Consider the following 23,074-nt stretch of genomic DNA (forward strand, 5'->3'; position numbering starts at 1 on the left):
ACAATCAGGATTGCGGAATTTTTAAGTTTTGCCCCAGCATCACATTGCTCGACTTCATATTATTCGCCTGCATGATGGCTTTCGAACTCACGCCATAGCGCGCGGCAATGGCCGTCAGCGAATCGCCGCGCACCACTTTATGCCGGGTTGGACGACTCGCCGCCGCCACGCTAACGCTGGATTTAGCGGGCACCTTCAGGCGCTGTCCCACCCATACCACATCGCGCTTCAGGCTATTCATCTCACGTAACGTCGCCATGCTCACGCCATATTTTGCCGCGATGCCGGACAGCGTTTCGCCACGCGTCACGGTATGACGCTGCGTCGTGCCGGTATATTGCACCGTGCCGGTCGCCGGGTTGCTGGCGACGCTAACCGCTGGTGCGCTGTCCAGCGGCCGGTTTTCCTCCTTTGGGATCGATTGCAGCGGATGCGTAAGGAAATAATTGCGCAGGCCTTTATAAATCGACTGAGCAATCTTCTCCTGATACGCGCTGCTGCCAAGCAGCCGCTCCTCCGCGGCATTACTAATAAAGCCGGTTTCGACCAGTAAAGAAGGAATATCCGGGGAACGTAAAACGCCAAGGCTGGCATGTTCCGGCAGACGTTTATGCAGCGGCGTAATACCGCGCAGCTGCTGCAGGACTTTGACGGCGACGTCATAGCCTACACGCTGTGAATGACCAAACTGCAAGTCCAGAACCGCCTGGCTGAGATAGGGATCGGCCTGGCTATTCGCCAGCAGATCGCCTGCGCCGCCCAGCAGCTCAGATTGTTTCTCTTTCTGTTCCAGCCAGTTCGCCATTTCATTATTTGCGCGCCGGTTAGACAGCACCCAAACTGATGCGCCGGTCGCCGAATGGTTTGGCGCGGCGTCAGCGTGAATGGATACCAGCAGGTTCGCGTTCTCTTTACGCGCCACTTCCGAACGGCCCATCACCGAGATGAAATAGTCGCCGTTACGCGTCAGCACCGGTTTGAACATCGGATCCTGATCCATCAGCGCTTTCAATTTACGCGCAATCGAGATGGTGACATTTTTCTCATGCAAACCATGCTGGCCTGATGCACCGGGATCCTGACCGCCGTGTCCGGCGTCAATCGCCACAATCACCACATCGTTGCGGCTAACCGAGTTGCCGGGACGCACGGTGGTATTGCTGCTGGTTACCGCAGTCACCTGATTGGCGTTGAACGGGTTGCCCTGGCTGCTGCTCTGCGGCTGGCTTTCACGCGCCGTGGTGACAGGCGCGGCAACGGCCGGACGTTTCGCTGGCTGCGTCCCACGAATGGTGAACACCACGCGATAATTACTGCCATCACGCTGGGTGCTGGCGCGCGTCTGTGCAGGCTGCGTCAGTTCGAACACCAGACGCAGACTTTGCTTATCTTTCGGTTGGCTATGACGAATGCGCTGCACAATATTTTCGCCGCTAAAATTCAGCGGCAGACCTTTAATCGCGCCGCTTTGACGAATATCGAGCACCACACGATTGGGATTATGCAGTGGGAAAAAGCCATACACCGGCTGACCGTTAAAGCTCAGTGTGACGGTGGCCTGGCTATCGCCATTTTCGACTTTGATATCCGATAACGTGGCAGACAACGCCGAGGCAGAAAACAGGCACAGCAAGCCCAGTACAATGATTCTCATCCGTGACATCATGCCGGATCCCTGCCTTGCTGGAATTGGGTTAACAGCGTTTCGCCCGTGGCGGAAACCGCACTAATTTCGGCTTCACGCGCCGCATCAACATAGCGCAACGTCAGCGCTAAATCGGGCTCAGGCAGCACGCCAGTTCCCTGCTGCGGCCACTCCACCAGACAAAGCGCATCGCCGGTGAAATAGTCGCGGATGCCCATAAACTCCAGCTCTTCGGGATCGGCAAGACGATAGAGATCGAAATGGTACAGCGTGCGAGAGCCGAGCTCGTAGGGCTCGACCAGCGTATAAGTTGGGCTTTTTACATTGCCTTGATGGCCGAGCGCCTGCAGAAAACCACGACTAAAGGTGGTCTTACCGGCACCCAAATCGCCATAAAGATAGATCACCAGCGCGCTGTTGCAGACGCGCGCCAATTGCGCACCCAGATTCAGGGTTGCCGCCTCATCGGGCAAAGGGATAACACAGGTCTTCATGCTTTATTGTTGGATCATCTCTGGATTAACAAACTGCCACAGCAGCTCGAACAAATCAGTGGCTAACATGCCGCGAGTACCGCGCTGACGCGCGACGGCATCGGCTGTTGCCCCATGCGCGACACAGCCTGCGCAGGCTGCATCAAGTAATGTCAGTTTCTGGCCGAGCAGAGCGGCAATAATCCCGCTCAGCACATCGCCCATGCCGCCGGACGCCATGCCCGCGTTGCCCACATCGGTAATCGCGATGTCACCCGCCGCGCTGGCAATCACCGTGCCCGCACCTTTCAATACCACCACGCCGCCGTAGCGTTTCGCCAGGGCGCGCGCAGCATGTAAGCGGTCACTCTCAATCTCGCTGGTTTTCACTCCCAGCAAGCGTGCAGCTTCGCCGGGATGCGGCGTAATGATGCGATTCTGACGGTTATCCTGCTTGATTGCCAGCAGGTTAAGCGCATCCGCATCCCAAAGCATCGGCTTTTCACTGGCCGCGATCTTTTTCAATGCCTTCTGAGCCCAATCTCGCTGGCCAAGCCCCGGCCCAACGGCGATTACATCCGCCCACTCCAGCGCCTGATCCAGACGTTCATCGCTCAGCGCATCAACCATTAGCTCCGGTCGCGCGGTGAGAATCGGGCCAATATTATCTTCATGCGTCAGCACGCGCACAAGTCCGGCACCGCTTCGCAATGCGGCTTCACCAGTCATGCGAATCGCGCCCGCCGTGCCGCTATCGCCGCCGACCACCAACAGCCGACCTTGGTCGCCTTTGTGTGAGGTCGCACGACGCGGTTTCAGCCAGCGCGTTAAATCCCCAGCGCCATAGCGTGAAATCGGTGCCTTCTCAGCGGCAAGGAACGCCGACAAGCCCAACTCGTGGTTATGCAGCACGCCCACGTAATCACGCGCTTTCCCGGTCAGTTGGCCGGGTTTCAACGCAATCATGCTCAACGTGTGATCGGCGATGACCGTCTCGCCCGGCGCCGTACCGTTAGCCGCCAGCAAACCGGAAGGAATATCGATCGCCAGCACCGGTGCGGCATGCGCGTTGATGAGTGTAATCAGGCGATCGTAGGGATCCGCAGGTGCACGATTCAGGCCGGTGCCGAGCAGCGCATCAACAATCACATCAACCTTTTCCGGCCACGGCGCATCCGCCGCGTGAATCACACCGCCCGCCGCCAGCCATGCGTTTTGCGCCTGCTGCGCCTCTTCTGGCATGGCTTTGCTGCCCGTGCACGCCAGCAGCGTTACATTCAAACCTGCTGCCTGCGCCAGTCGCGCCACCACATAACCATCACCGCCATTGTTGCCGTGCCCGCACAGCACCAACCAATGGTGCGCCTGCGGCCACAGCTGGCGGCCTAATTCATAGCTGGCCTGGCCAGCACGTTGCATCAGCTCAAACAGCGTTAAGCCCAGGCTATCGGCGGCATCGCGTTCCAGTTGTGCCATCGCCTGCGCAGGCCAGACAGAGTGTGGTAAACTGCGCGCGTTTGCTTCAATTGCCTGGTTTCTCATGTCATATCCTCTCGATCTTCAACAGCTCGCTCAACAAATCAAACAGTGGGGACGCGACCTCGGCTTCCAGCAGGTGGGTATTTGCGATACCGATCTGAGCGCCGAAGAGCCCAAACTGCAGGCGTGGCTGGATAAGCAATATCACGGCGAGATGGATTGGATGGCGCGCCACGGCATGATGCGCGCACGGCCGCATGAGCTGCTGCCCGGCACGCTGCGCGTGATTAGCGTACGCATGAATTACCTTCCAGCCAAAGCCGCCTTTGCCAGCACCTTGAAAAATCCGCAGCTAGGCTATGTAAGTCGCTATGCGCTGGGCCGCGACTATCACAAAGTATTGCGCAATCGACTGAAAAAGCTCGGAGAAATGATTCAGGCGCACTGTGGCGAACTCAATTTTCGCCCGTTCGTCGATTCCGCGCCGATTCTTGAACGCCCGATTGCCGCTAAAGCCGGTTTAGGCTGGACCGGCAAACATTCGCTGATCCTAAATCGTGAAGCGGGCTCCTGGTTCTTCCTCGGCGAATTGCTGATTGATCTGCCGTTACCGATTGATCAGCCGCAGGAAGAGCAGTGTGGACGCTGTGTCGCCTGCATCACTATCTGCCCCACTTCCGCTATCGTCGAACCTTACGTGGTCGATGCCCGGCGCTGCATCTCCTATCTCACCATCGAGTTGGAAGGCGCAATTCCCGAAGAGTTCCGTCCGCTGATTGGTAATCGAATTTATGGCTGCGACGATTGCCAGTTGATCTGCCCATGGAATCGTTACGGCCAGTTAACCGATGAAGATGATTTCTCACCGCGCGCGGTGCTGCATGCGCCGCCGCTCACCGAACTATTCAAATGGGATGAAGCCAAATTTCTGCGCATCACTGAAGGTTCAGCGATTCGGCGTATTGGGCATTTGCGCTGGTTGCGAAACATTGCGGTGGCATTGGGCAATGCGCCTTGGGCAGAAGAAAATATGGCGGCATTAGCATCGCGTAGCGGCGAACATCCACTGCTTGATGAACATATTGAATGGGCGATTGCACAGCAGTTGCAGAAACGCGCGGCGCAAGCGGTGGAAGTGCAACCAGCGAAGAAACAGCGGCTGGTGCGCGCGGTTGAAAAAGGCCTGCCACGTGATGCTTGATTGAGCAGTCGCACAGAATAAAACGCTTTTCCACATGCTGTGAATAAAATTATCCAACGGAATAGTGACGGAGATCGTAATTTCGTCTAAAGGGTAAGATCACAGTCTGAAATACGTTTAACCACTTATAAATCAATCAATTAAACGATTATTGTAAATATTCACGTCGTGTTTAGCGCGCAGGGGTTTGTCCAGAGCTTGTGGATAACTCTGTTCAAAACAGTTTTAAACAACGGGGAAAACGCCGTCAGAACCTTGCAGGCACATTGTGGATAACCTGTAAGATAACTGCGTCAGACAACAAGCATTATCGGTGCTAGCGAGGCGTGCAAAATTTCCAGAAAAAAACGGTGTTGCATGCGATAAAAATATCAGCAGCAGTTTTAATTCTGATTGCGCCTAAGGGCAAATAACATTAGTGAATATAAAAATTTGGAGCGGGAAACGAGACTCGAACTCGCGACCCCGACCTTGGCAAGGTCGTGCTCTACCAACTGAGCTATTCCCGCATAATCTTCGTATTTTAGTTCGCTACTGCGTTGGCTGCCTTCGCTCACCCAGGTCACTTACTGATGTAAGCTCCCAGGGATTCGTTCAGTTGCCGCCTTGTTGCAAACTAAAATACTCGATTCTGCATCTTCGTATTTTTGTCACAACAATCACGCTAACGACTAAATCCGTGATTTGGATGGTTTACTACAAACTCTGGAGCGGGAAACGAGACTCGAACTCGCGACCCCGACCTTGGCAAGGTCGTGCTCTACCAACTGAGCTATTCCCGCATTAGAGGTTTACTACGCAACGAAAGTTTGGAGCGGGAAACGAGACTCGAACTCGCGACCCCGACCTTGGCAAGGTCGTGCTCTACCAACTGAGCTATTCCCGCATAATCATCGCCTGTTTATTTGCTGCTGCGTTGGCTGCCTTCACTCGCACAGGTCACTTACTGATGTAAGCTCGCTGTGACTCGTTCAGTTGCCGCCTTGCATCAAACAAACATGCTCGATTCTGAACTTCGTTTTACTTCTCCGTTCCGAATTCCGAATCAAATTCTTCACCGGTACGGGGTGCGCATTATACGAGAAATCCTTTCAGTCGCAAGAGTCTAAAAGCAAAATTTTGCGCTTTCCGCGCGTTCGCTGCTTTTATCGACAACCTGATGATTTCCTGCGCACCCACTGTCGATTAAAGCTGCAAGAAGTGCTCGCGGTAGTACGCCAGCTCGGCGACGGACTCGCGAATGTCATCCAGTGCCTGATGGCTACCGGACTTTTTGAAGCCAGGCAATATATCCGGTTTCCAGCGACGCGCCAGCTCTTTCAGCGTGCTGACGTCAAGATAGCGATAGTGGAAATAGGCTTCCAGTTCAGGCATGTACTTAAACAGGAAGCGACGATCCTGACCAATACTGTTGCCGCAAATCGGCGAGGTATTCGCCGGCACCCACTGATTCAGGAACTCGATGGTGGCCAATTCTGCTGCACGGTCGTCATGCTCGCTGGCTTTAACACGCGCCACCAAACCGCTATTGGTATGCGTGCGCACGTTCCAGTCATCCATCAACGCCAGCTGCTCGTCTGATTGATGCACTGCGAACACCGGGCCTTCTGCCAGGATGTTCAGGTTGGCATCGGTCACGATGGTGGCGATCTCAATAATGCGATCGCGCTCCGGATCTAATCCGGTCATTTCGAGGTCGATCCAAATCAGGTTGTTTTCATTTCCAGCTGTCATGCGTTTCCCGCCTGTTGCCAAAGTCGTCATTAAACTCATTTCAGGTGTATCATAGACGTTTTGCCCAGCAGGGCGAAGCCTGGCGAAAGCCGTGAGAGGATGCGTGAGTAAAAACAAACTGTCGAAAGGTCAACAACGTCGCGTAAGCGCCAACCATCAGCGTCGTCTGCAGCAACGGAGCGATAAGCCGGAGCCGGATGATAGTCTGTTTGGAGAAGCGGCTGATGGCGTGGTGATCAGCCGTTTCGGCATGCACGCAGACGTGGAAGATAGCGAAGGCGTTGTGCATCGCTGTAACATCCGCCGCACCATTCGCTCGCTGGTCACCGGCGATCGCGTTTTATGGCGCGTCGCCATTGGCGGCGGTAAAGGGATCGTCGAAGCGGTACACGATCGCAAAACCGTACTAACGCGCCCAGACTTTTATGACGGCGTGAAACCGATCGCCGCAAACATCGATCAGATCATTATCGTTTCGGCGATCCTGCCGGAACTGTCACTTAACATTATCGATCGCTATCTGGTCGCCAGCGAAACGCTTGGTGTGGAACCGCTGCTGGTGCTCAACAAAACCGATCTTTTGGATGCCGAAGGCCGCGCGTTTGTTGACGAGCAGATGGAGATCTATCGCAACATTGGTTATCGCGTATTGATGGTTTCCAGCCACGCCAAAGATGGTTTGGTTGAACTGGAAAGTGCCTTAACCGGCCGCGTCAGCATCTTTGCCGGTCAATCGGGCGTAGGCAAATCGAGCCTGTTGAATAACCTGCTTGGCCTGGATGTGGCAGCGGAAATTCTGACTAACGATGTGTCGAACGTCTCCGGTTTGGGTCAGCATACCACCACCGCCTCGCGCCTTTATCACTTCCCGGCGGGCGGCGATGTGATCGATTCACCAGGCGTGCGTGAATTCGGTTTATGGCATCTGGAGCCGGAACAAGTGACGCGCGGATTTGTCGAATTCCGTGAATTCCTTGGCAGTTGCCGTTTCCGCGACTGTAAGCACGATACCGATCCTGGCTGCGCCATCCGCGAAGCGGTAGAAGAAGGCAAGATCGACATCTCGCGCTTCGATAACTACCACCGAATTCTGGAAAGTATGGCGCAGGTAAAGACGCGTAAAAACTTTTCCTCCGACGCGGATTAAGCAGTACAACGGCACATTCGCCAACGCGCTGGGGCGCTGCTACAATCCGCCCCCCTTTTTGTTAACGATACGTAATTAAGCCAGGAGGCAACGGTGTTTGATCGTTTTAAACTCGGCCTGAATCATATTTTGCCCAAAAAAGGGCTCACCGAACTCGCCGGTTGGGGCGCCAGCCGTCGTGGTGGCTGGCTCACTAAAGCGGTCATCGACATATTTGTCTGGTACTACAAAGTGGATATGGCAGAAGCCAGCAAGCCACATACCGGCAGCTACCGCACCTTCAATGATTTCTTCGTGCGTCCATTAAAAGAGGGCGCGCGTCCTGTCGATCCTGACGCCTCTTTACTGGCGCTGCCCGCCGATGGCGCGATCAGCCAGCTGGGCCGCATTGCCGGCGATCAGATCTTTCAGGCCAAAGGCCACACTTACAGCCTGCAGGCGCTGCTGGCCGGTAACGACGATCTGGCGGATCAGTTCCACGACGGCGAGTTTGTTACCACTTACCTCGCCCCGCGCGATTATCACCGCGTGCACATGCCGTGTAACGGTGTCCTGCGCGAAATGATCTATGTGCCTGGCGATCTCTACTCAGTGAATCCGCTGACCGCGCGTAACATCCCGAATCTGTTTGCGCGCAACGAACGCGTGATCTGCGTATTCGATACCGATCATGGCCCGATGGTGCAGATCCTTGTGGGTGCCACCATTGTCGGCAGCATCGAAACCGTGTGGGCGGGCACTATCACGCCACCGCGCGAAGGTGTGATCAAACGCTGGCGCTATCCGTCTGCCGATCATGACGGTGCGGTCGTGCTGCTAAAAGGCCAGGAAATGGGTCGCTTCAAGTTGGGTTCAACGGTGATCAACCTGTTCGCTCCGAATCGCGTAAAGCTGGCGGAAAGCCTTGAAGCCGAAAGCAAAACCCGCCTCGGTCAGCCGCTGGCCATCGCCCTGCCTCAGCCTGGCGACAGCGTCTCACTAAGCAAATAACCGGAACCTCTCCCGTGCGTGTTCTCCTCTCCCTGCTGCTGAGCCTTGTGCTCAGCAGTTCTGTATTTGCAGCGACCGTTCCGCAATCCAGCCAGCTTAAGCAGGAACTGGATGCGGCTAAATCCGCAAAAAGCTCACCCGCGCAAACCGAACAGGTGCAGGCGCTGGAAGCGGCGATCAACTTCCTCAACGAGCGCGATGAGTCGCTGGAGCGCGCGAAGCAGTATCAGCAGGTGATTGATGATTTCCCGCGCCTGGCGCGTGAATTACGCCAGCAGATCGCCACGCTGACGGATAGCAGCAAGGCGGTGCGCAGCAATATGAGCAGCGCCGAGCTGGATCAAGAGTTGTTGCAGGTCAGCAGCCAGCTGCTGGAGGAAGGCCGCCAGGCGCAGCAGGAGCAGGATCGCGCGCGCGAAATCAGCGATTCACTGTCGCAGCTGCCTCAGCAGCAAACCGATGCACGCCGGGCAATGACCGAAAGCGATCGCCGCGCGCAGAGTTCCTCAGCGGCGACCACGCCGTTAGCGCAGGCGCAGATTTACGCGCGTCAGGCGGAAAACGCTGCCAACAAAGCGCGCGTGGACGAGTTAGAGCTGGCACAGCTGTCGGCGAATAACCGTCAGGAACTGGCGCGTATGCGCGCCGAAGTGCATCAGCGCAAAGCCACCCAACTGGATAACTATCTGCAGGCGCTGCGCAATCAGCTCAACAACCAGCGCCAGCGCGAAGCTGAACTGGCGCTGGAGCGCACCGAGCAGCTGGCAGAAAACAGTGGCGATCTGCCGAGTTCGATCAGCGATCAGTTCCGCGTAAACCGCGAACTCTCCGCTGACCTCAATCAACAAGCGCAGCGCATGGATTTAGTCGCTTCGCAGCAGCGTTTAGCCACTAATCAGACCTTGCAGGTACGTCAGGCACTGAGCACGCTGCGTGAGCAGTCGCAATGGCTGGGCGCGTCCAATCTGTTGGGCGAAGCCTTGCGCGCGCAGGTAGCGCGTCTGCCCGAGATGCCGAAATCTCAGCAGATCGACAGCGAAATGGGCCAGCTGCGCGTGCAGCGTCTGCATTATGAAGATCTGCTCGAGCGCCAGCAGGATTTGCGCAAGTCCAAGCAGGATGATGGCACGCCGTTCAGCAGCGATCAGGTGCGCATCCTCGAAGCGCAACTCAAAACCCAGCGCGAGCTGCTGAACTCACTGATTTCCGGTTGCGATACGCTGATTCTGGAAATTACCAAGCTCAAAGTTTCCAATACGCAGCTGCAGGATGCCTTAGCTGAAGTAAAAGATGCGACGCATCGCTATCTGTTCTGGACCGCCGACGTTAACACCATCGGCCTGAATTTCCCGGTCGAGATGGCGCAGGATCTTAAGCGTCTGCTGTCGCTGGATACGGCGGGTCAGCTCGGTAAAGCGCTAGCGATGATGTTTACCAATCGTGAAACCGTGCTGCCGATTATTGGTGCCGTGCTGCTGGTGGGCTTCAGCATCAGCTCACGTCGTCACTACAACGCCTTTATGGAGCGCTCCGCCAGCCGTGTCGGCAAAGTCACGCAGGACCGCTTTAGCCTGACGCTGCGCACGGTATTTTGGTCGATTCTGGTGGCGGTGCCGCTGCCGGTGCTGTGGGCCGCGCTCGGTTACGGTTTGCAGCACGCCTGGCCTTATCCGTTCGCCGTGGCGATTGGCGATGGCATCACCGCCACGCTGCCGCTGCTGTGGGCCTTTATGATCAGCGCCGCCTTTGCGCGTCCCGACGGCTTGTTTGTGGTGCACTTCCGCTGGCCGCAGGCGCGCGTGGCACGTGCGATGCGCTATTACTCGCTATCGGTTGGGCTGATTGTGCCGCTGATCATGCTGCTGATCGCCTTTGCAAACCTGGACGATCCGCAATTCTCCGGCACGCTGGGGCGCGTGTGCTTCATCCTGATTTGTGGCGCGCTGAGCATCGTTACCGTTAGCCTGAAACGCGCCGGTATTCCGCTCTATCTGGATAAAGAGGGCAACGGCGATAACTTCGTAAACCGCATTCTGTGGAACCTGATGATCGCCCTGCCTCTGGTTGCTGCCCTAGCCTCCTGCATCGGTTATCTCGCCACCGCGCAGGCGCTGCTGGCGCGTCTGGAAACCTCAGTGGGCATCTGGTTCTTCCTGTTGGTGGTGTATCACATTATCCGCCGCTGGATGCTGATTCAGCGCCGCCGCATCGCCTTTGACCGCGCACGTCAGCGTCGTGCCGATATGCTGGCCAACCGCGCGCGCAGTGAAGAAGAGAAAGAGCAATCGACGCCGGCGAATGCCGACACCATCGAAATCGATGAGCCAAGCATTGATCTCGATGAGATCAGCGCGCAGTCGCTGCGTCTGGTGCGTTCAATCCTGACGCTGATTGCGCTGGTTTCGGTGATTGTGCTGTGGTCAGAAATTCACTCGGCGTTTAGCTTCCTCGATAACATTCCGCTGTGGAATGCCAGCACCACCATTCAGGGCGTCGATAGCGTGCAGGCGATTACGCTGGGCGCGGTGTTGATTGCAATTCTGGTGCTGATTATTACCACGCAGCTGGTGCGCAATATGCCCGCGCTGCTGGAGCTGGCGCTGTTACAGCATCTCAGCCTGGCACCGGGCACCGGCTACGCCATTACCACCTTGACCAAGTATGCGTTGATGCTGATTGGCGGCTTGATTGGCTTCTCGATGATGGGCATTGAGTGGTCGAAGCTGCAGTGGCTGGTTGCCGCGTTAGGTCTGGGTTTGGGCTTCGGGATGCAGGAGATTTTCGCCAACTTTATTTCCGGCCTGATTATCCTGTTTGAGAAACCGATCCGTATCGGCGATACCGTAACCATTCGCGATCTGACCGGCAGCATCACCCGCATCAACACGCGCGCCACCACCATTACAGATTGGGACCGCAAAGAGATCATCGTGCCGAACAAGGCTTTCATTACGGAGCAATTCGTAAACTGGTCGCTGTCGGATTCGGTGACGCGTGTGGTGCTGACGATTCCGGCGCCGGCCAGAGTCAACAGCGATGAAGTGACCAACATTCTTAAGCAGGCGGCCGATCGCTGCACCTACGTGCTGGATATGCCGGCACCGGATGTGTTCCTGGTCGATTTGCAGCAAGGTATTCAGCTGTTTGAACTGCGTGTGCATGCGGCGGAGATGGGACATCGCATGCCGCTGCGCCATGAACTTCATCAGCTGATTCTGCGCGGCTTTGAGGAACACGGCATTGAGATGCCATTCCCGCCGTTCCAGGTACGCATGGAGACGCTAGGAAAACAGAATCCCGCCAGCAACGGCGCGCCCGCCAATAAGACCTTCAAATCTGGCGGATTATAAAAACAAAACGCCCGGCAAATGCCGGGCGTTTTTTATTGCTGCTCAGAGCCGATCACTTCACAAATTCTTCGCCCTGCGCGATATCTTTCTTCAGCGTTTCCAGCATACCGTTTAGCGCCTGCTGTTCAAAGGCACTCAGCGTACCCAGCGGACGGCGCTCAACAATACCGTTTTTGCCCAGCAGCAGCGGCTGCGAGAAGAAGCGGGCGTATTCGCCATCGCCTTCCACATACGCGCACTCCACGACGTTGGCTTCACCTTGCAGGGCGCGAATCAATGACAGGCCAAAACGGGCCGCCGCTTGTCCCATCGACAGCGTTGCCGATCCGCCACCGGCTTTGGCTTCCACCACTTCGGTGCCCGCGTTCTGAATACGTTTGGTGAGATCCGCCACTTCCTGCTCGCTGAAGCTCACGCCTTTTACCTGCGACAGCAGCGGCAGAATGGTTACGCCTGAATGCCCGCCCACCACCGGCACTTCAATCTCGTTAGGCTGCTTGCCTTTCAGCGCCGCGACAAAGGTATTAGCGCGGATGATATCGAGAGTGGAAACGCCAAACAGGCGATTTTTGTCATACACGCCAGCTTTCTTCAGCACTTCGGCTGCAATTGCCACCGTGGTGTTGACTGGATTGGTGATCACGCCAATCAGCGCTTTTGGCGCCGTGCTGGCAACCTGTTCAATCAGGTTACGCACGATACCGGCGTTAACGTTAAACAGGTCGGCGCGATCCATGCCCGGCTTACGTGCCACACCTGCAGAGATCAGCACCACATCGGCACCATGCAGCGCAGGCGTAGCGTCCTCACCGCTAAACCCTTCCACGGTGACTGCCGTTGGGATGTGACTGAGATCGACCGCCACACCCGGCGTTACCGGGGCGATATCGTAAAGTGAGAGAGCTGAGCCTGCGGGTAATTGCGTTTTGAGCAGCAGTGCGAGCGCCTGGCCAATACCACCAGCGGCACCGAGAACGGCAACTTTCATCCTGAACTCCTTATTAAGGTGGGGCAGAGATATGCCGAAAATCCATCAGGTTACGAGTTTAATCAACTTCTCAGGCGATAGCGACTAAACCTGTCGCGCACTTAACACTACGCCGCAATCGGCTCCCGAGACATCTCCACTTCAGAAGTCGCCTGAATGATTCATTCGCAGCCAGCAGACAATGGACGGCAATGATCATCGATATTGTTGTTACCACCTCAATAATATAACAACTTTGCAACCTTCGCTTTGCGCGTCCACCCGCGATTTTGGTGCAACCTCATATTCTGTTATTATGCCCGCCCCGCAGGTCATTACCGCGATTCTCTCATCAGACTTATTGCATAAAAATTCATCTAAATGCATAATAATTTATCTGCCGTGGGCCTGTTGCCCTCTGCAACCCTCTTTTAATTGGTAGCTTATGCGAAACCCATCGAAACAAGACGACTTGATTAAGGCGTTTAAAGCCTTATTGAAGGAAGAGAAATTCAGCTCCCAGGGCGAAATCGTGCAGGCGCTGCAGGAAGACGGCTTCGAGAATATCAATCAGTCCAAAGTTTCTCGCATGCTGACCAAGTTCGGCGCGGTGCGTACGCGTAACGCCAAGATGGAAATGGTTTATTGCCTGCCTGCTGAACTCGGCGTACCCACCACCACCAGCCCGCTGAAGAATCTGGTGCTGGATATCGATTACAACGATGCGTTAGTAGTGATTCACACCAGTCCGGGCGCTGCGCAGCTGATTGCGCGCCTGCTGGATTCGCTGGGCAAAGCGGAAGGGATTCTCGGCACCATCGCCGGTGATGACACCATCTTTATTACCCCTGCGCGCACCTTCTCAGTAAAACAGCTGTACGACGCGATTCTGGTTTTATTCGAACAAGAGCTATAAAACCCTGCTGCATACCGGCAGATCCTCTGCCGGTTATCTTGCCCTTCCCGCTTCATTCGTAACCAACCTGTTACAAACCCCTTTGTAAATAATAAGTTATCCATATGCTTAGCGCTTCTTTTCAAGCTAATAGATTGGTACGACCTTTGCGCCTGCTTAACCTTATGCGCTATTTTACACTGCTTTACACATCGTGCTCAGTGCCTTTCCCTTCTCCATGCGTATCAGCCAGCGAGATCAACCATGATCTTTCGCACTAAAAGATAATTTGATGTAGATCATTGTTTTTACGGCTAAATAACCACCTATGGTTAAGATCCAGGCGTTTTTTATAACTTCAGGTTCTAAAAAAGTGCCATAAGGATAAAGAATTACAACCAAACATTATTAGCTGGATATTAATTTCATGGGTGATTAGATCTATACTTAGTTTCGTGATGCAAATCACACGAAAGAAAAAGATAAAAATAGACGACGAGGAAAAATATCATGAACGTTAAAACTACTATCGCAACCCTGAGTGTTCTATCTGCTCTGTCATTTGGTGCTTTTGCAGCAGATTCTATTAATGCCGAACAGGCAGCGAATCTGCAATCCGCAGGCACCATCAGCGTCAGCGGCGTGGGCGGTTCTCCAATGGATATCCGTCAGCAGTTAAACGATAAAGCCGATCAGCAAGGTGCGAAAGCATACCGCGTGATCGAGGCGAATACCGGTGACAGCTACCACGCAACCGCTGAGCTGTATAAATAAGTTACTGACTTAAGACGCAATGTGAACGGCGACCCGTTTGAGACGCTCTTGCCTCTCAGGTTGCCGACCCCAATTTCAGGAGAGTGAATCATGAAAACCAAATTAGCTATCGCAGTACTGGGCCTGGCTTCTGTTCTTTCTTTTGGCGCGAGCGCCGCAAGCCTGGTTTCAAACGAACAAGCTGAACAGCTGCAATCCCTGAACCAAACCATCAGCGTGAGCGGTGTTGACGGCGACCAAACCAACGTTCGTCAGGAACTGTCACAGAAAGCCGATGCGCAGGGTGCTAGCCATTACCGCATTATTGAGAGCAACCGTGGCGATACCTTCCACGTTACTGCTGAACTCTACAAATAATCACTAATTGAACGTCCGGCGCCTTGAAGGCGCCAGGCAATAGATCGACGACCCGCCTACCCCTTTTCTGCCGCAGGTTGTTGATTAAACGAGGAGAAAATTATGAAAATCAAAACAACCATCGCAACTGCTACTCTGCTTTCCCTGTTCGCCTTTGGTGCTTCTGCAGCACAGCTGGTGACTGAACAACAGGCGCAGAATCTGCAACCTACCGGCAGCACTATTTCAATCAGCGGAACCGGCGGTTCGCCAATGGATTATCGTGCCGAGCTTTCTCAGAAAGCGGATGAGCAAGGTGCCAGCGCTTACAAAGTGATTGAAGCGAAAACCGGCGACAGCTATCACGTGACAGCTGAGCTGTATAAGTAATTCCTCGTCAATTAAGACGAACCCTTTGGCCCCGCTCGCCGGGGCCCTTTTTACTTTATATTGAAGCGGAGCTGGCCCTCCAGCTCCTCTTCTGCTTCATCAAATAGCAGGATCAATGCGCCATACCGGCGTTTCTGCCCTTTCCCTAGATTTACAAACTCAATCTCCAGCGGCAACGGCAGTTGCTCACCCACAATCGCATCCCAAAGATCGTCAAGATCGTTGATGGCGAGATCGGCTAGCGCAAAACGATCGCTAAACTGTCGATAAAAATGGGCTTGATCGACAATCTCATCGAAATCGAAACGCTCGGTTCTCATCATGACGCCCTCTTAGTTGTCGCGGCTAGCTGAGTCCGCCGAGGTGCAACGCTTTGACTTCCAGATACTCTTCCATCCCCAACACTGAGCCTTCGCGTCCCAAACCGGATTCTTTCACCCCGCCAAACGGTGCCAGCTCCGTTGATACCGCGCATTCGTTAATACCGATCATGCCCGCTTCCAGCGCCGCTGAGACGCGGAACACCCGCTGCAAATTCTGCGTGTAGAAGTAAGCTGCCAGGCCATATTCAGTATTGTTGGCGCGCGCAATCACCTCGGCTTCATCATCAAAGCGGAAACAGGCCGCAACCGGACCAAACGTCTCTTCCTGCGCCAGCTTCATCTCTTCATGTGCTTCGGCGATGACCGTCGGTTGCCAGAAATTGCCACCAAGAGGATGACGTTCGCCGCCAACCAGCAATTTGCCGCCTTTGCTTAACGCATCTTTGACGTGCTCTTCCACTTTCTCCAGCGCGGACTGCTCAATCAGCGGGCCGACAATCACGCCCTCTTCCACGCCATTACCGACTTTGAGTTTACCCACCGCATCGGCCAGTTGATTGACGAAGCGATCGTACACCGCGTTATGCACATAGAAGCGGTTAACGCTGACGCACACCTGTCCGGCATTGCGGAATTTGTTAGCAATCGCGCCCTGCACCGCCGCATCAATATCGGCATCATCAAACACGATATAAGGCGCATTGCCGCCTAACTCCATCGAGACTTTTTTCATGGTTTCGGCGGCATTACGCATCAGCGTTTTGCCCACTGCGGTGGAACCGGTAAAGGAAATTTTGCGCACCGCTTTGCTAGCCATGATCGCGTCGCTGATGGCATGCGTATCGCCCGCCACCGCATTGAGCACGCCATCAGGCACGCCGGCTTTCTGCGCCAGCGCCAGCAGCGCGAAGGCGCTCAACGGCGTGTTATTCGCGGGTTTGATGATGCCGGTACAACCAGCGGCCAACGCAGGACCGAGTTTGCGCGTCAGCATCGCCATCGGGAAATTCCACGGCGTGATCGCTGCGACCACACCAATCGGTTCACGCGTCGCCAGAATGCGCGAACCCGGTTTAGCTGGCGGGATGATTTCCCCGTTGGCGCGTTTCGCCTGTTCGGCAAACCACTGAATAAAGCTGGCGGCGTATTCCACTTCACCTTCGGCTTCTTTGAGCGGTTTACCCTGCTCGGCGGTCATCAACTGGCCGAGCCAGCTTTTGTTCTCAATGATCAGCTGATACCAGCGATTGAGGATATCGGCACGCGCCTTGGCGGTTTTGTCACGCCAGGCGGGAAATGCACGCTGCGCGGCGGCAATCGCCTGCTCAGTTTCGTGCTGGCCGGCTTTCGCTACGTTGGCAATGACTTCGCCGGTGGCAGGATTGGTCACCTCAAAGGTCGCGCTGGCGTTATGCCACTGGCCATCGGCGAAATAGCCGGTCTTGAATAATTCGTGTTGTTGCAGGGAAGTGGACATCGGTTTTCTCCTGTCAGTTTGCGTCCTGTCAGGAAAGTATAGATGCCAATATCAGAGGTTTTTGTGTCAGCGTGGGATCTAAAAGGCCGCTGCAGGTTGCAGCGGCCAGTTTCAGATTTGTATTAAGGTGTTCTGATACTTATCCAGCATCAGCGCCAGGCGTTTCACCGGTTCGGTGACGTTATCAGGTGCCGCATAGTGCTGCAGCTTCTCCTGATACACATCCAGCTCCTGCAGCAGCCGCTCGAAGTAATAGCGGCGCTTGTCATCGCTGGTCGCGGAGATAATGCGATCGGCGGTGTAACGCAGCTGGCGGTGATAGGCCGAGAGATCGGCATTCACCGGCACTTCGGCATTACGCAGGCGTTGATGGCCGATAATCAGCGTCAGCGCAATACGGTATTTATCGATATCGCCGGGGAACAGGTTAAGCAGCAAGAACAGTTGCTGATACAGCGCGGGCAAGTGGTTTTCACGACGACGCGCCTGATTGGTGGTAAGCGCGGCAACCGCTGCATACATAAAGCGGTTCAGCAGCTTACGTCCGGTACGATCGCGCGATTTATCACGAATCAGCAGAATCACCATCATCGCCACAAAGCAGCCAATCACCTGGCCCAACACGTTATCAAGGAACACGTTGAACTCGAACTTCATCGGGTTATCCAGTACCAGCACGTTGATGGTACCAATCAGCGCGCCCAGCGTACCTAACTGGCGGCGCTGCACGAAGATGCCGCCGATAAAACCCAGCGCGCCGATGGCGATACACAACAACAGCGCACTTTGCTGGGTCGCGGGCAGAATAAAGATGAAGTAAAGCGCACCGAGCGGCACCGCAACCGTCATGCCGTAAAGAAAGTCTTTCGCCATCATCAACGGATTCGGCATACGCATCGCCAGCGCAGTAATCACCGCCAGCATCACCATGCAGCCGCTGCCGGATGTCCAGCCGGTATACAGCCAGAACAGAGAACCCAGCGCGGTGGCGACAAAGGTACGCACGCCGTTGATCATCGCATGATGGGTTTCAGCGGAGCGTGCCTGAATCACCACTTCGCGCTGCAGAATGCTCTCTTCCAGCGTGGTAATGCGGCTGTTGCTTTTGATGCCGTTAATCAGCAGCAGATATTCGGTGGCTGCGCCCACCCAACTCGCCAGCGTTACCGGCACGGTTTTGCTGCTCACGCCAATCAAGCGACGCATCACCTTCATGCGCTTATGCACATCGTTGACGTCGTTGACCTCTTTTTCGATCAGCAAACGATAGTGCGGTGGAATGTATTCCGGGCGCGAGTTTTGAATCAGGAAGGTTTCGGCGGCCTGGGTGATCAGCGTTAGCGATAAGGTGTTGAGCATTTGCAGGCGGCGACTGGAGTTTTTCCAGCGTGACGATTCCATCATCAGTTGGCCGCGCATGCCGTTGAGCGCCGTGGTGCGACGCACTAACGCGCTCCAGGCTTTATCCACTTCGTCTTTATCTTCATGCGCAACGCACAGCTGCAGCAGTTTGTAGTGCGCCACCAGCAGCGCATCCACTTCCTGCTCAATCACTTTTTTGATCGAACGCGGCGAGAACAGCATGTCGGCGAGAATCGCACACAGAATACCGATGACGATTTCACTGCAGCGCTCAACCGCAAACTGCGGAGCCAGCGTTAAGCCGCCGCTGGCATCCGCCGTGACCACGATGATCAGCGCGGTATAACCGGCAAGGCCGAGCGCATAGGAGTTTTCGACTTTGATCAGCGAAGAGAGCCACACGCACATGCCAGCCCACATACAGCACAGCAGCAGCATCACCACCGGCGCACGCACCGTAGCAATCATGATGGTGAGCGCGGCAATACAGCCAATGAAGGTACCGATGATGCGCAGAATGCCGCGATAGCGCAGTGCGCCAGAATAGGGATCGCCCCCCGCAGCAAAGGCGGTACCACCGGCCACAATGCCGGCTGTCATCACCGCCCAACGCGGCGTTTCCAGATTGAAGTGAAAGCCAATCATCAACGCCGCAACCAGCGCGAAGGTGAGCTTCACCGGGAAACGCAAAAACTCAATCATATCGCCCTCGCTTAACCAAACTCACGCAGGCGATTGAACAACTGCGCCAGCGGCGAGACTTTGGTTTCGCGATCCTGCGCACCGGTGATCACCACCGTTGCGGTGGTACCCGCCGGGAAGCGGTTGCCCGGTTGCTCATCAAGACGAATACGCACCGGAACACGCTGCGCCAGACGCACCCACTCAAGATTCGAGTCGATGGTCGCCATGCCTTTGCTGTCGCTGCTGCTGCTGCTGTTGGTTACGCCTGCCGCGATGCTGTCGACGGTACCGCGCAGCACTGCGTTGCTACCCAACGGCGTGATTTGCGCGCGGAAGCCAGGGCGCACGCCATCCAGCTTGGTCTCTTCCATATAGGCCAGCACATAGAAGGAGTGCTGTTGTACCAGCGCCACGGCGACTGAACCGCGCGTGATAAATTCGCCCTGATAAACATTGAGGTTGGTGACCCAGCCGTCAGATGGCGCTTTGATGGTGGTGCGATCGAGGTCGATCACCGCCAGATCGCGCGTGGCAACGGACTTCGCCAGTTGATGCTCGCTGGTTTGCAGATCGTTGTTGGATTGCTCAATCGCTTCACGCGACATAGCGCTGGTACCCAACTGATTGCGACGCGTGGCTTCACGGCGTTTTTCACTCACCAAAGCCTGGTAATATTCGACATCCGCCTGGGCTTCATCCAGCGCTTTTTGGTAGCGCGGACGGTCAACCACAAACAGCGTATCGCCTTTTTTCACCAGTTGGTTATCGTGCACCGGCACGTCAGTGATGATGCCGGTGACGTCAGGCGAGATCGCCACGACATCGGCAGAGAATTTGGCATCACGCGTCCACGGTGATTCGGTGTAGAACACCCACGCGCGGAAGATGATCACGATGGCGATGACAACCAGCAGGAGTGTAATCGCGTATCGCGCGATTTTTCTTATTAGCGCTTTCACTTAAAGAACCTCAGACGAATAAACGGGATACAAGGTAAAACACACAGCAATACAGTGCGGTGTTAAACAGTGCGGGATGCCAAACCAGATCGTAGATCCCGCTGGGCGTCAGCACGCGTTTCACCAGCCAGAACAGCGCCAGTGAAACTAATAGTTCAACGAAGATGGGCGGAAAACTCAGCCCGAATACGACAAATACCGGAAGCACACTCATTTCGGATCCTTAGTTCGACCTTGCCGGATTGCACCGATACCTGCCCACATGCCGTGCGGCATGTTGGGTTTACGATCAGGGGATGACGGATAAACTGATGGCAACATTCAGGCCGCGTTGAGCTAATCATAGCGTATCATCGGGTTAACACAGCCATGTACAGGTGCAGTGAAGAGACCCAGCGACGCGTATAGTAACGCGCTTGACTATACGTTTTCTACATATTGTGAGCTAAATCACTTTTTAGCCAGAGTAAACAATGGATCGACTTAAAAGCATGTCCATTTTCGCCAAAGTGGTTGAATTGGGTTCATTTACCGCTGCGGCGCGCCAGCTACAGCTCAGCGTTTCGTCTATCAGCCAGATTGTCGCCAAACTGGAAGATGAGTTACAGGTCAAATTGCTTAATCGCAGCACGCGCAGCATTGGCCTGACCGAAGCCGGAAAGATCTATTTTCAGGGCTGTCGCCGCATGTTAGCGGAGGCTTCGCAGGTGCACGAGCAGCTGTATGCCTTCAACAATACGCCGATCGGTATTCTACGCATCGGCTGCTCATCGACGATGGCGCAAAATGTCTTATCGGCGATGACCAGCGAAATGTTACGCGAATATCCGGGTTTGAGCGTCAATCTGGTGACGGGCATTCCTGCACCCGATCTGATCGCCAACGGTTTGGATTTGGTGGTGCGCGTAGGTGCGTTGCAGGATTCGAACTTGTTCTCGCGTCGGCTGGGTGCGATGCCGATGGTGGTGTGTGCGGCGAAGAGCTATCTGGCGCAGCACGGCACGCCAGAGAAACCCGGCGAGATCGATAATTTTTCCTGGCTGGAATACAGCGTGCGACCGGATAACACTTTTGAACTGGTTGCGCCGGAAGGATTAGTGACGCGCCTGACGCCGCAGGGCCGTTTCGTCACCAACGATTCGCAGACGCTGATTCGCTGGCTAAAAGCAGGTTGCGGTATCGCCTATGTGCCGTTGATGTGGGTGATTGATGAGATCAGCGCGGGGGAAATCGATATTCTGTTCCCGCAATATCACTCGGAGCCGCGCCCGGTGTATGCGCTCTATACCGAGAAAGATAAGCTGCCGCTGAAAGTGCAGGTCTGTATTGATTATCTGACCGAGTATTTCAAACAGGTGGCGCAGCAGTATCAGCAGCATCGGAAGGGTTGAAGCAGGTCGCCATAAATGGCGACCCTACAGCATTAGGCGGTGCCACCTACGGTGATTTTATCCAGCTTCAGCGTTGGCTGGCCCACGCCAACCGGTACACTTTGTCCCTCTTTACCACATACGCCGACGCCTTTATCCAGCGCCAGATCGTTGCCTACCATCGAGATCTGCTGCATCGCTTCAATGCCGGAGCCAATCAGCGTGGCGCCTTTGACTGGCGTAGTCACTTTGCCTTTCTCGATTAGGTAAGCTTCTGAGGTGGAGAACACGAACTTGCCGGAGGTGATATCAACCTGGCCGCCACCGAAGTTCGGCGCATAAATGCCGTACTCCACGCTTTCAATGATATCTTGCGGCGTTGATTTGCCTGCCAGCATGTAAGTGTTAGTCATGCGCGGCATTGGCAGGTGCGCGTAAGATTCACGGCGACCGTTACCAGTTGGATTAACGCCCATCAGGCGCGCGTTCAGCTTGTCCTGCATGTAGCCTTTCAACACGCCATTTTCGATCAGCATATTGTATTGGCCCGGCACGCCTTCATCATCGACGGCCAGCGAACCGCGCAGACCTTCAATGGTGCCATCGTCAACCACGGTACACAGCTCAGAAGCCACCAACTGGCCCATTTTGCCGCTGAATACCGATGTCGCACGACGGTTGAAGTCACCCTCCAGACCATGTCCAACCGCTTCGTGCAGCAGCACGCCCGGCCAGCCCGCGCCCAGCACCACCGGCAACATGCCAGCGGGCGCCGCCACGGCAGAAAGATTGACCAGCGCCATGCGCACCGCTTCACGCGCCCAGGCATCGGCACGCACATCACCGCTCTCATCGGCGAGGAAGAATTCATAACCGGTACGCGCGCCGCCGCCGCTTGAGCCACGCTCGCGTTTACCTTGATCTTCGACCTGCACGCTGATGGAAAGACGCACCAGCGGACGAATATCTGCCGCCAGCGTGCCGTCAGTTGCCGCCACCAGCACTTGTTCGTAGACGCCGCTCAGGCTGGCATTCACTTCCTGCACGCGCGGATCGGCAGCGCGCGCCACTTTATCAACGCGATGCAGCAGAGCAATTTTGTCTTCACGCGTCAGGCTATCCAGCGGATTAACCGGCGCATACAGCGAGCGGTTCAGGACCGCCGATAAGGTATGCGCTTTGCCGTTGCCTTGCTCACGCACAATGCTGCGCGCCGCTTCAGACGACTGACGCAGTGCATTCAGGGAAATCTGGTCAGCGTAGGCGAAACCGGTTTTCTCGCCGCTAACGGCGCGGACGCCCACGCCCTGATCGATATGGTAAGAACCATCTTTGATAATTTTGTCTTCCAGCACCCAGGATTCGTGGAAACTGGACTGGAAATAGAGATCGGCATAATCCAGACGACGTTCTGAAAGCTGCCCTAACAGGGAGTAAAGGTCCTGCTGATTAATGCTGTTCGCAGTTAGCAACTGCTCACTTACCAGATTCAGAGTCATCGTTTCTCACTCATTATGT

The 23,074-nt window shown here is 55.2% G+C and carries 20 protein-coding genes and 3 tRNA genes; 9 read left to right on the top strand and 14 right to left on the bottom strand.

Annotated elements, in window-relative coordinates:
* Positions 1-4: 4 nt before the first annotated feature.
* Genes amiB through nnr form a run of 3 tightly spaced genes read right to left on the bottom strand, consistent with a single transcriptional unit; the run spans position 5 to position 3,660 of the window.
* Positions 5-1,666 carry an N-acetylmuramoyl-L-alanine amidase AmiB gene (gene amiB, locus VIJ98_RS17665; RefSeq protein ID WP_154154924.1) on the bottom strand — a complete coding sequence of 554 codons (1,662 nt, stop codon included), beginning with the start codon at positions 1,664-1,666 and terminating at the stop codon, positions 5-7.
* Positions 1,663-2,139, bottom strand: a complete 477-nt coding sequence (gene tsaE, locus VIJ98_RS17670; protein ID WP_258144056.1) for a tRNA (adenosine(37)-N6)-threonylcarbamoyltransferase complex ATPase subunit type 1 TsaE — start codon at positions 2,137-2,139, stop codon at positions 1,663-1,665. The genes amiB and tsaE overlap by 4 nt, the downstream gene beginning before the upstream one ends.
* Before the next feature lie 3 nt (positions 2,140-2,142).
* Complete coding sequence (nnr, locus tag VIJ98_RS17675; protein ID WP_323275308.1) at positions 2,143-3,660, bottom strand: bifunctional ADP-dependent NAD(P)H-hydrate dehydratase/NAD(P)H-hydrate epimerase; 1,518 nt, start codon at positions 3,658-3,660, stop codon at positions 2,143-2,145.
* On the opposite strand from nnr, the gene queG reads away from it, so the two are divergent.
* Positions 3,659-4,798 carry a tRNA epoxyqueuosine(34) reductase QueG gene (gene queG / locus VIJ98_RS17680; RefSeq protein WP_323275310.1) on the top strand — a complete coding sequence of 380 codons (1,140 nt, stop codon included), beginning with the start codon at positions 3,659-3,661 and terminating at the stop codon, positions 4,796-4,798. The genes nnr and queG overlap by 2 nt on opposite strands.
* A 433-nt stretch (positions 4,799-5,231) precedes the next feature.
* Here the strand turns inward: queG and VIJ98_RS17685 are convergent.
* The 4 genes from VIJ98_RS17685 to orn form a co-directional block, all read right to left on the bottom strand.
* Positions 5,232-5,307 (bottom strand) — tRNA-Gly (locus VIJ98_RS17685).
* Between the two features lie 197 nt (positions 5,308-5,504).
* Positions 5,505-5,580 (bottom strand) — tRNA-Gly (locus tag VIJ98_RS17690).
* A gap of 28 nt (positions 5,581-5,608) precedes the next feature.
* Positions 5,609-5,684, bottom strand: a tRNA-Gly gene (locus VIJ98_RS17695).
* Between the two features lie 299 nt (positions 5,685-5,983).
* The gene (gene orn / locus VIJ98_RS17700; protein ID WP_323275312.1) at positions 5,984-6,532 is read right to left on the bottom strand and encodes an oligoribonuclease; all 549 of its coding nucleotides are present in this window, start codon (positions 6,530-6,532) and stop codon (positions 5,984-5,986) included.
* A gap of 103 nt (positions 6,533-6,635) precedes the next feature.
* Between orn and rsgA the strand changes: the two genes are divergently transcribed.
* The 3 genes from rsgA (at position 6,636) to mscM (ending at position 12,019) form a co-directional block, all read left to right on the top strand.
* On the top strand, positions 6,636-7,679 hold the full coding sequence (gene rsgA, locus VIJ98_RS17705) for a small ribosomal subunit biogenesis GTPase RsgA (protein ID WP_007891997.1): 1,044 nt from the start codon (positions 6,636-6,638) through the stop codon (positions 7,677-7,679).
* 93 nt (positions 7,680-7,772) lie between these two features.
* A complete protein-coding gene (gene asd / locus VIJ98_RS17710; protein ID WP_256697595.1) occupies positions 7,773-8,669 on the top strand; it encodes an archaetidylserine decarboxylase in 897 nt (298 codons plus the stop codon).
* Positions 8,670-8,683: 14 nt separating this feature from the next.
* A complete protein-coding gene (mscM, locus tag VIJ98_RS17715; protein ID WP_179452036.1) occupies positions 8,684-12,019 on the top strand; it encodes a miniconductance mechanosensitive channel MscM in 3,336 nt (1,111 codons plus the stop codon).
* 52 nt (positions 12,020-12,071) lie between these two features.
* On the opposite strand, the gene mdh is transcribed toward mscM, so the two are convergent.
* Complete coding sequence (mdh, locus tag VIJ98_RS17720) at positions 12,072-13,007, bottom strand: malate dehydrogenase (RefSeq protein ID WP_097095873.1); 936 nt, start codon at positions 13,005-13,007, stop codon at positions 12,072-12,074.
* A gap of 424 nt (positions 13,008-13,431) precedes the next feature.
* Between mdh and argR the strand changes: the two genes are divergently transcribed.
* The 4 genes from argR (at position 13,432) to yhcN (VIJ98_RS17740) (ending at position 15,381) form a co-directional block, all read left to right on the top strand.
* Positions 13,432-13,902, top strand: coding sequence for a transcriptional regulator ArgR (gene argR / locus VIJ98_RS17725; protein WP_008101964.1), 471 nt, complete (start codon positions 13,432-13,434; stop codon positions 13,900-13,902).
* A 489-nt stretch (positions 13,903-14,391) separates the two neighbouring features.
* Complete coding sequence (yhcN, locus tag VIJ98_RS17730; RefSeq protein ID WP_008101965.1) at positions 14,392-14,655, top strand: peroxide/acid stress response protein YhcN; 264 nt, start codon at positions 14,392-14,394, stop codon at positions 14,653-14,655.
* Positions 14,656-14,745: 90 nt separating this feature from the next.
* Positions 14,746-15,012, top strand: a complete 267-nt coding sequence (locus tag VIJ98_RS17735; protein ID WP_154154906.1) for a YdgH/BhsA/McbA-like domain containing protein — start codon at positions 14,746-14,748, stop codon at positions 15,010-15,012.
* 102 nt (positions 15,013-15,114) lie between these two features.
* Positions 15,115-15,381, top strand: coding sequence for a peroxide/acid stress response protein YhcN (gene yhcN / locus VIJ98_RS17740; RefSeq protein ID WP_008101968.1), 267 nt, complete (start codon positions 15,115-15,117; stop codon positions 15,379-15,381).
* Positions 15,382-15,431: 50 nt separating this feature from the next.
* Here the strand turns inward: yhcN (VIJ98_RS17740) and VIJ98_RS17745 are convergent, their stop codons facing one another.
* The 5 genes from VIJ98_RS17745 to aaeX all read right to left on the bottom strand — a co-directional run bounded on the left by VIJ98_RS17745 (position 15,432) and on the right by aaeX (position 20,400).
* Positions 15,432-15,701, bottom strand: coding sequence for a hypothetical protein (locus VIJ98_RS17745; RefSeq protein ID WP_036647722.1), 270 nt, complete (start codon positions 15,699-15,701; stop codon positions 15,432-15,434).
* A 25-nt stretch (positions 15,702-15,726) separates the two neighbouring features.
* Positions 15,727-17,181 (bottom strand): NAD-dependent succinate-semialdehyde dehydrogenase, encoded by a 1,455-nt coding sequence (locus VIJ98_RS17750; protein WP_154192847.1) that lies wholly within the window; start codon positions 17,179-17,181, stop codon positions 15,727-15,729.
* 111 nt (positions 17,182-17,292) lie between these two features.
* Positions 17,293-19,245, bottom strand: coding sequence for a p-hydroxybenzoic acid efflux pump subunit AaeB (gene aaeB / locus VIJ98_RS17755; RefSeq protein WP_008101973.1), 1,953 nt, complete (start codon positions 19,243-19,245; stop codon positions 17,293-17,295).
* Positions 19,246-19,256: 11 nt separating this feature from the next.
* The gene (aaeA, locus tag VIJ98_RS17760) at positions 19,257-20,186 is read right to left on the bottom strand and encodes a p-hydroxybenzoic acid efflux pump subunit AaeA (RefSeq protein WP_008101975.1); all 930 of its coding nucleotides are present in this window, start codon (positions 20,184-20,186) and stop codon (positions 19,257-19,259) included.
* A gap of 10 nt (positions 20,187-20,196) precedes the next feature.
* On the bottom strand, positions 20,197-20,400 hold the full coding sequence (gene aaeX / locus VIJ98_RS17765) for a p-hydroxybenzoic acid efflux pump operon protein AaeX (RefSeq protein WP_007891984.1): 204 nt from the start codon (positions 20,398-20,400) through the stop codon (positions 20,197-20,199).
* Positions 20,401-20,659: 259 nt separating this feature from the next.
* Here aaeX and aaeR point away from each other — a divergent pair, with 259 nt between their 5' ends.
* Positions 20,660-21,577: an HTH-type transcriptional activator AaeR gene (gene aaeR, locus VIJ98_RS17770; RefSeq protein ID WP_008101977.1), complete on the top strand. Its 918-nt coding sequence runs from the start codon at positions 20,660-20,662 to the stop codon at positions 21,575-21,577.
* A gap of 32 nt (positions 21,578-21,609) precedes the next feature.
* Here aaeR and tldD read toward each other — a convergent pair whose 3' ends face one another.
* Positions 21,610-23,055, bottom strand: a complete 1,446-nt coding sequence (gene tldD, locus VIJ98_RS17775) for a metalloprotease TldD (protein WP_061720201.1) — start codon at positions 23,053-23,055, stop codon at positions 21,610-21,612.
* Positions 23,056-23,074: the final 19 nt, after the last annotated feature.

The sequence above is a fragment of the Pantoea sp. S18 genome (assembly GCF_045689705.1).
Lineage (GTDB): Bacteria > Pseudomonadota > Gammaproteobacteria > Enterobacterales > Enterobacteriaceae > Pantoea > Pantoea symbiotica.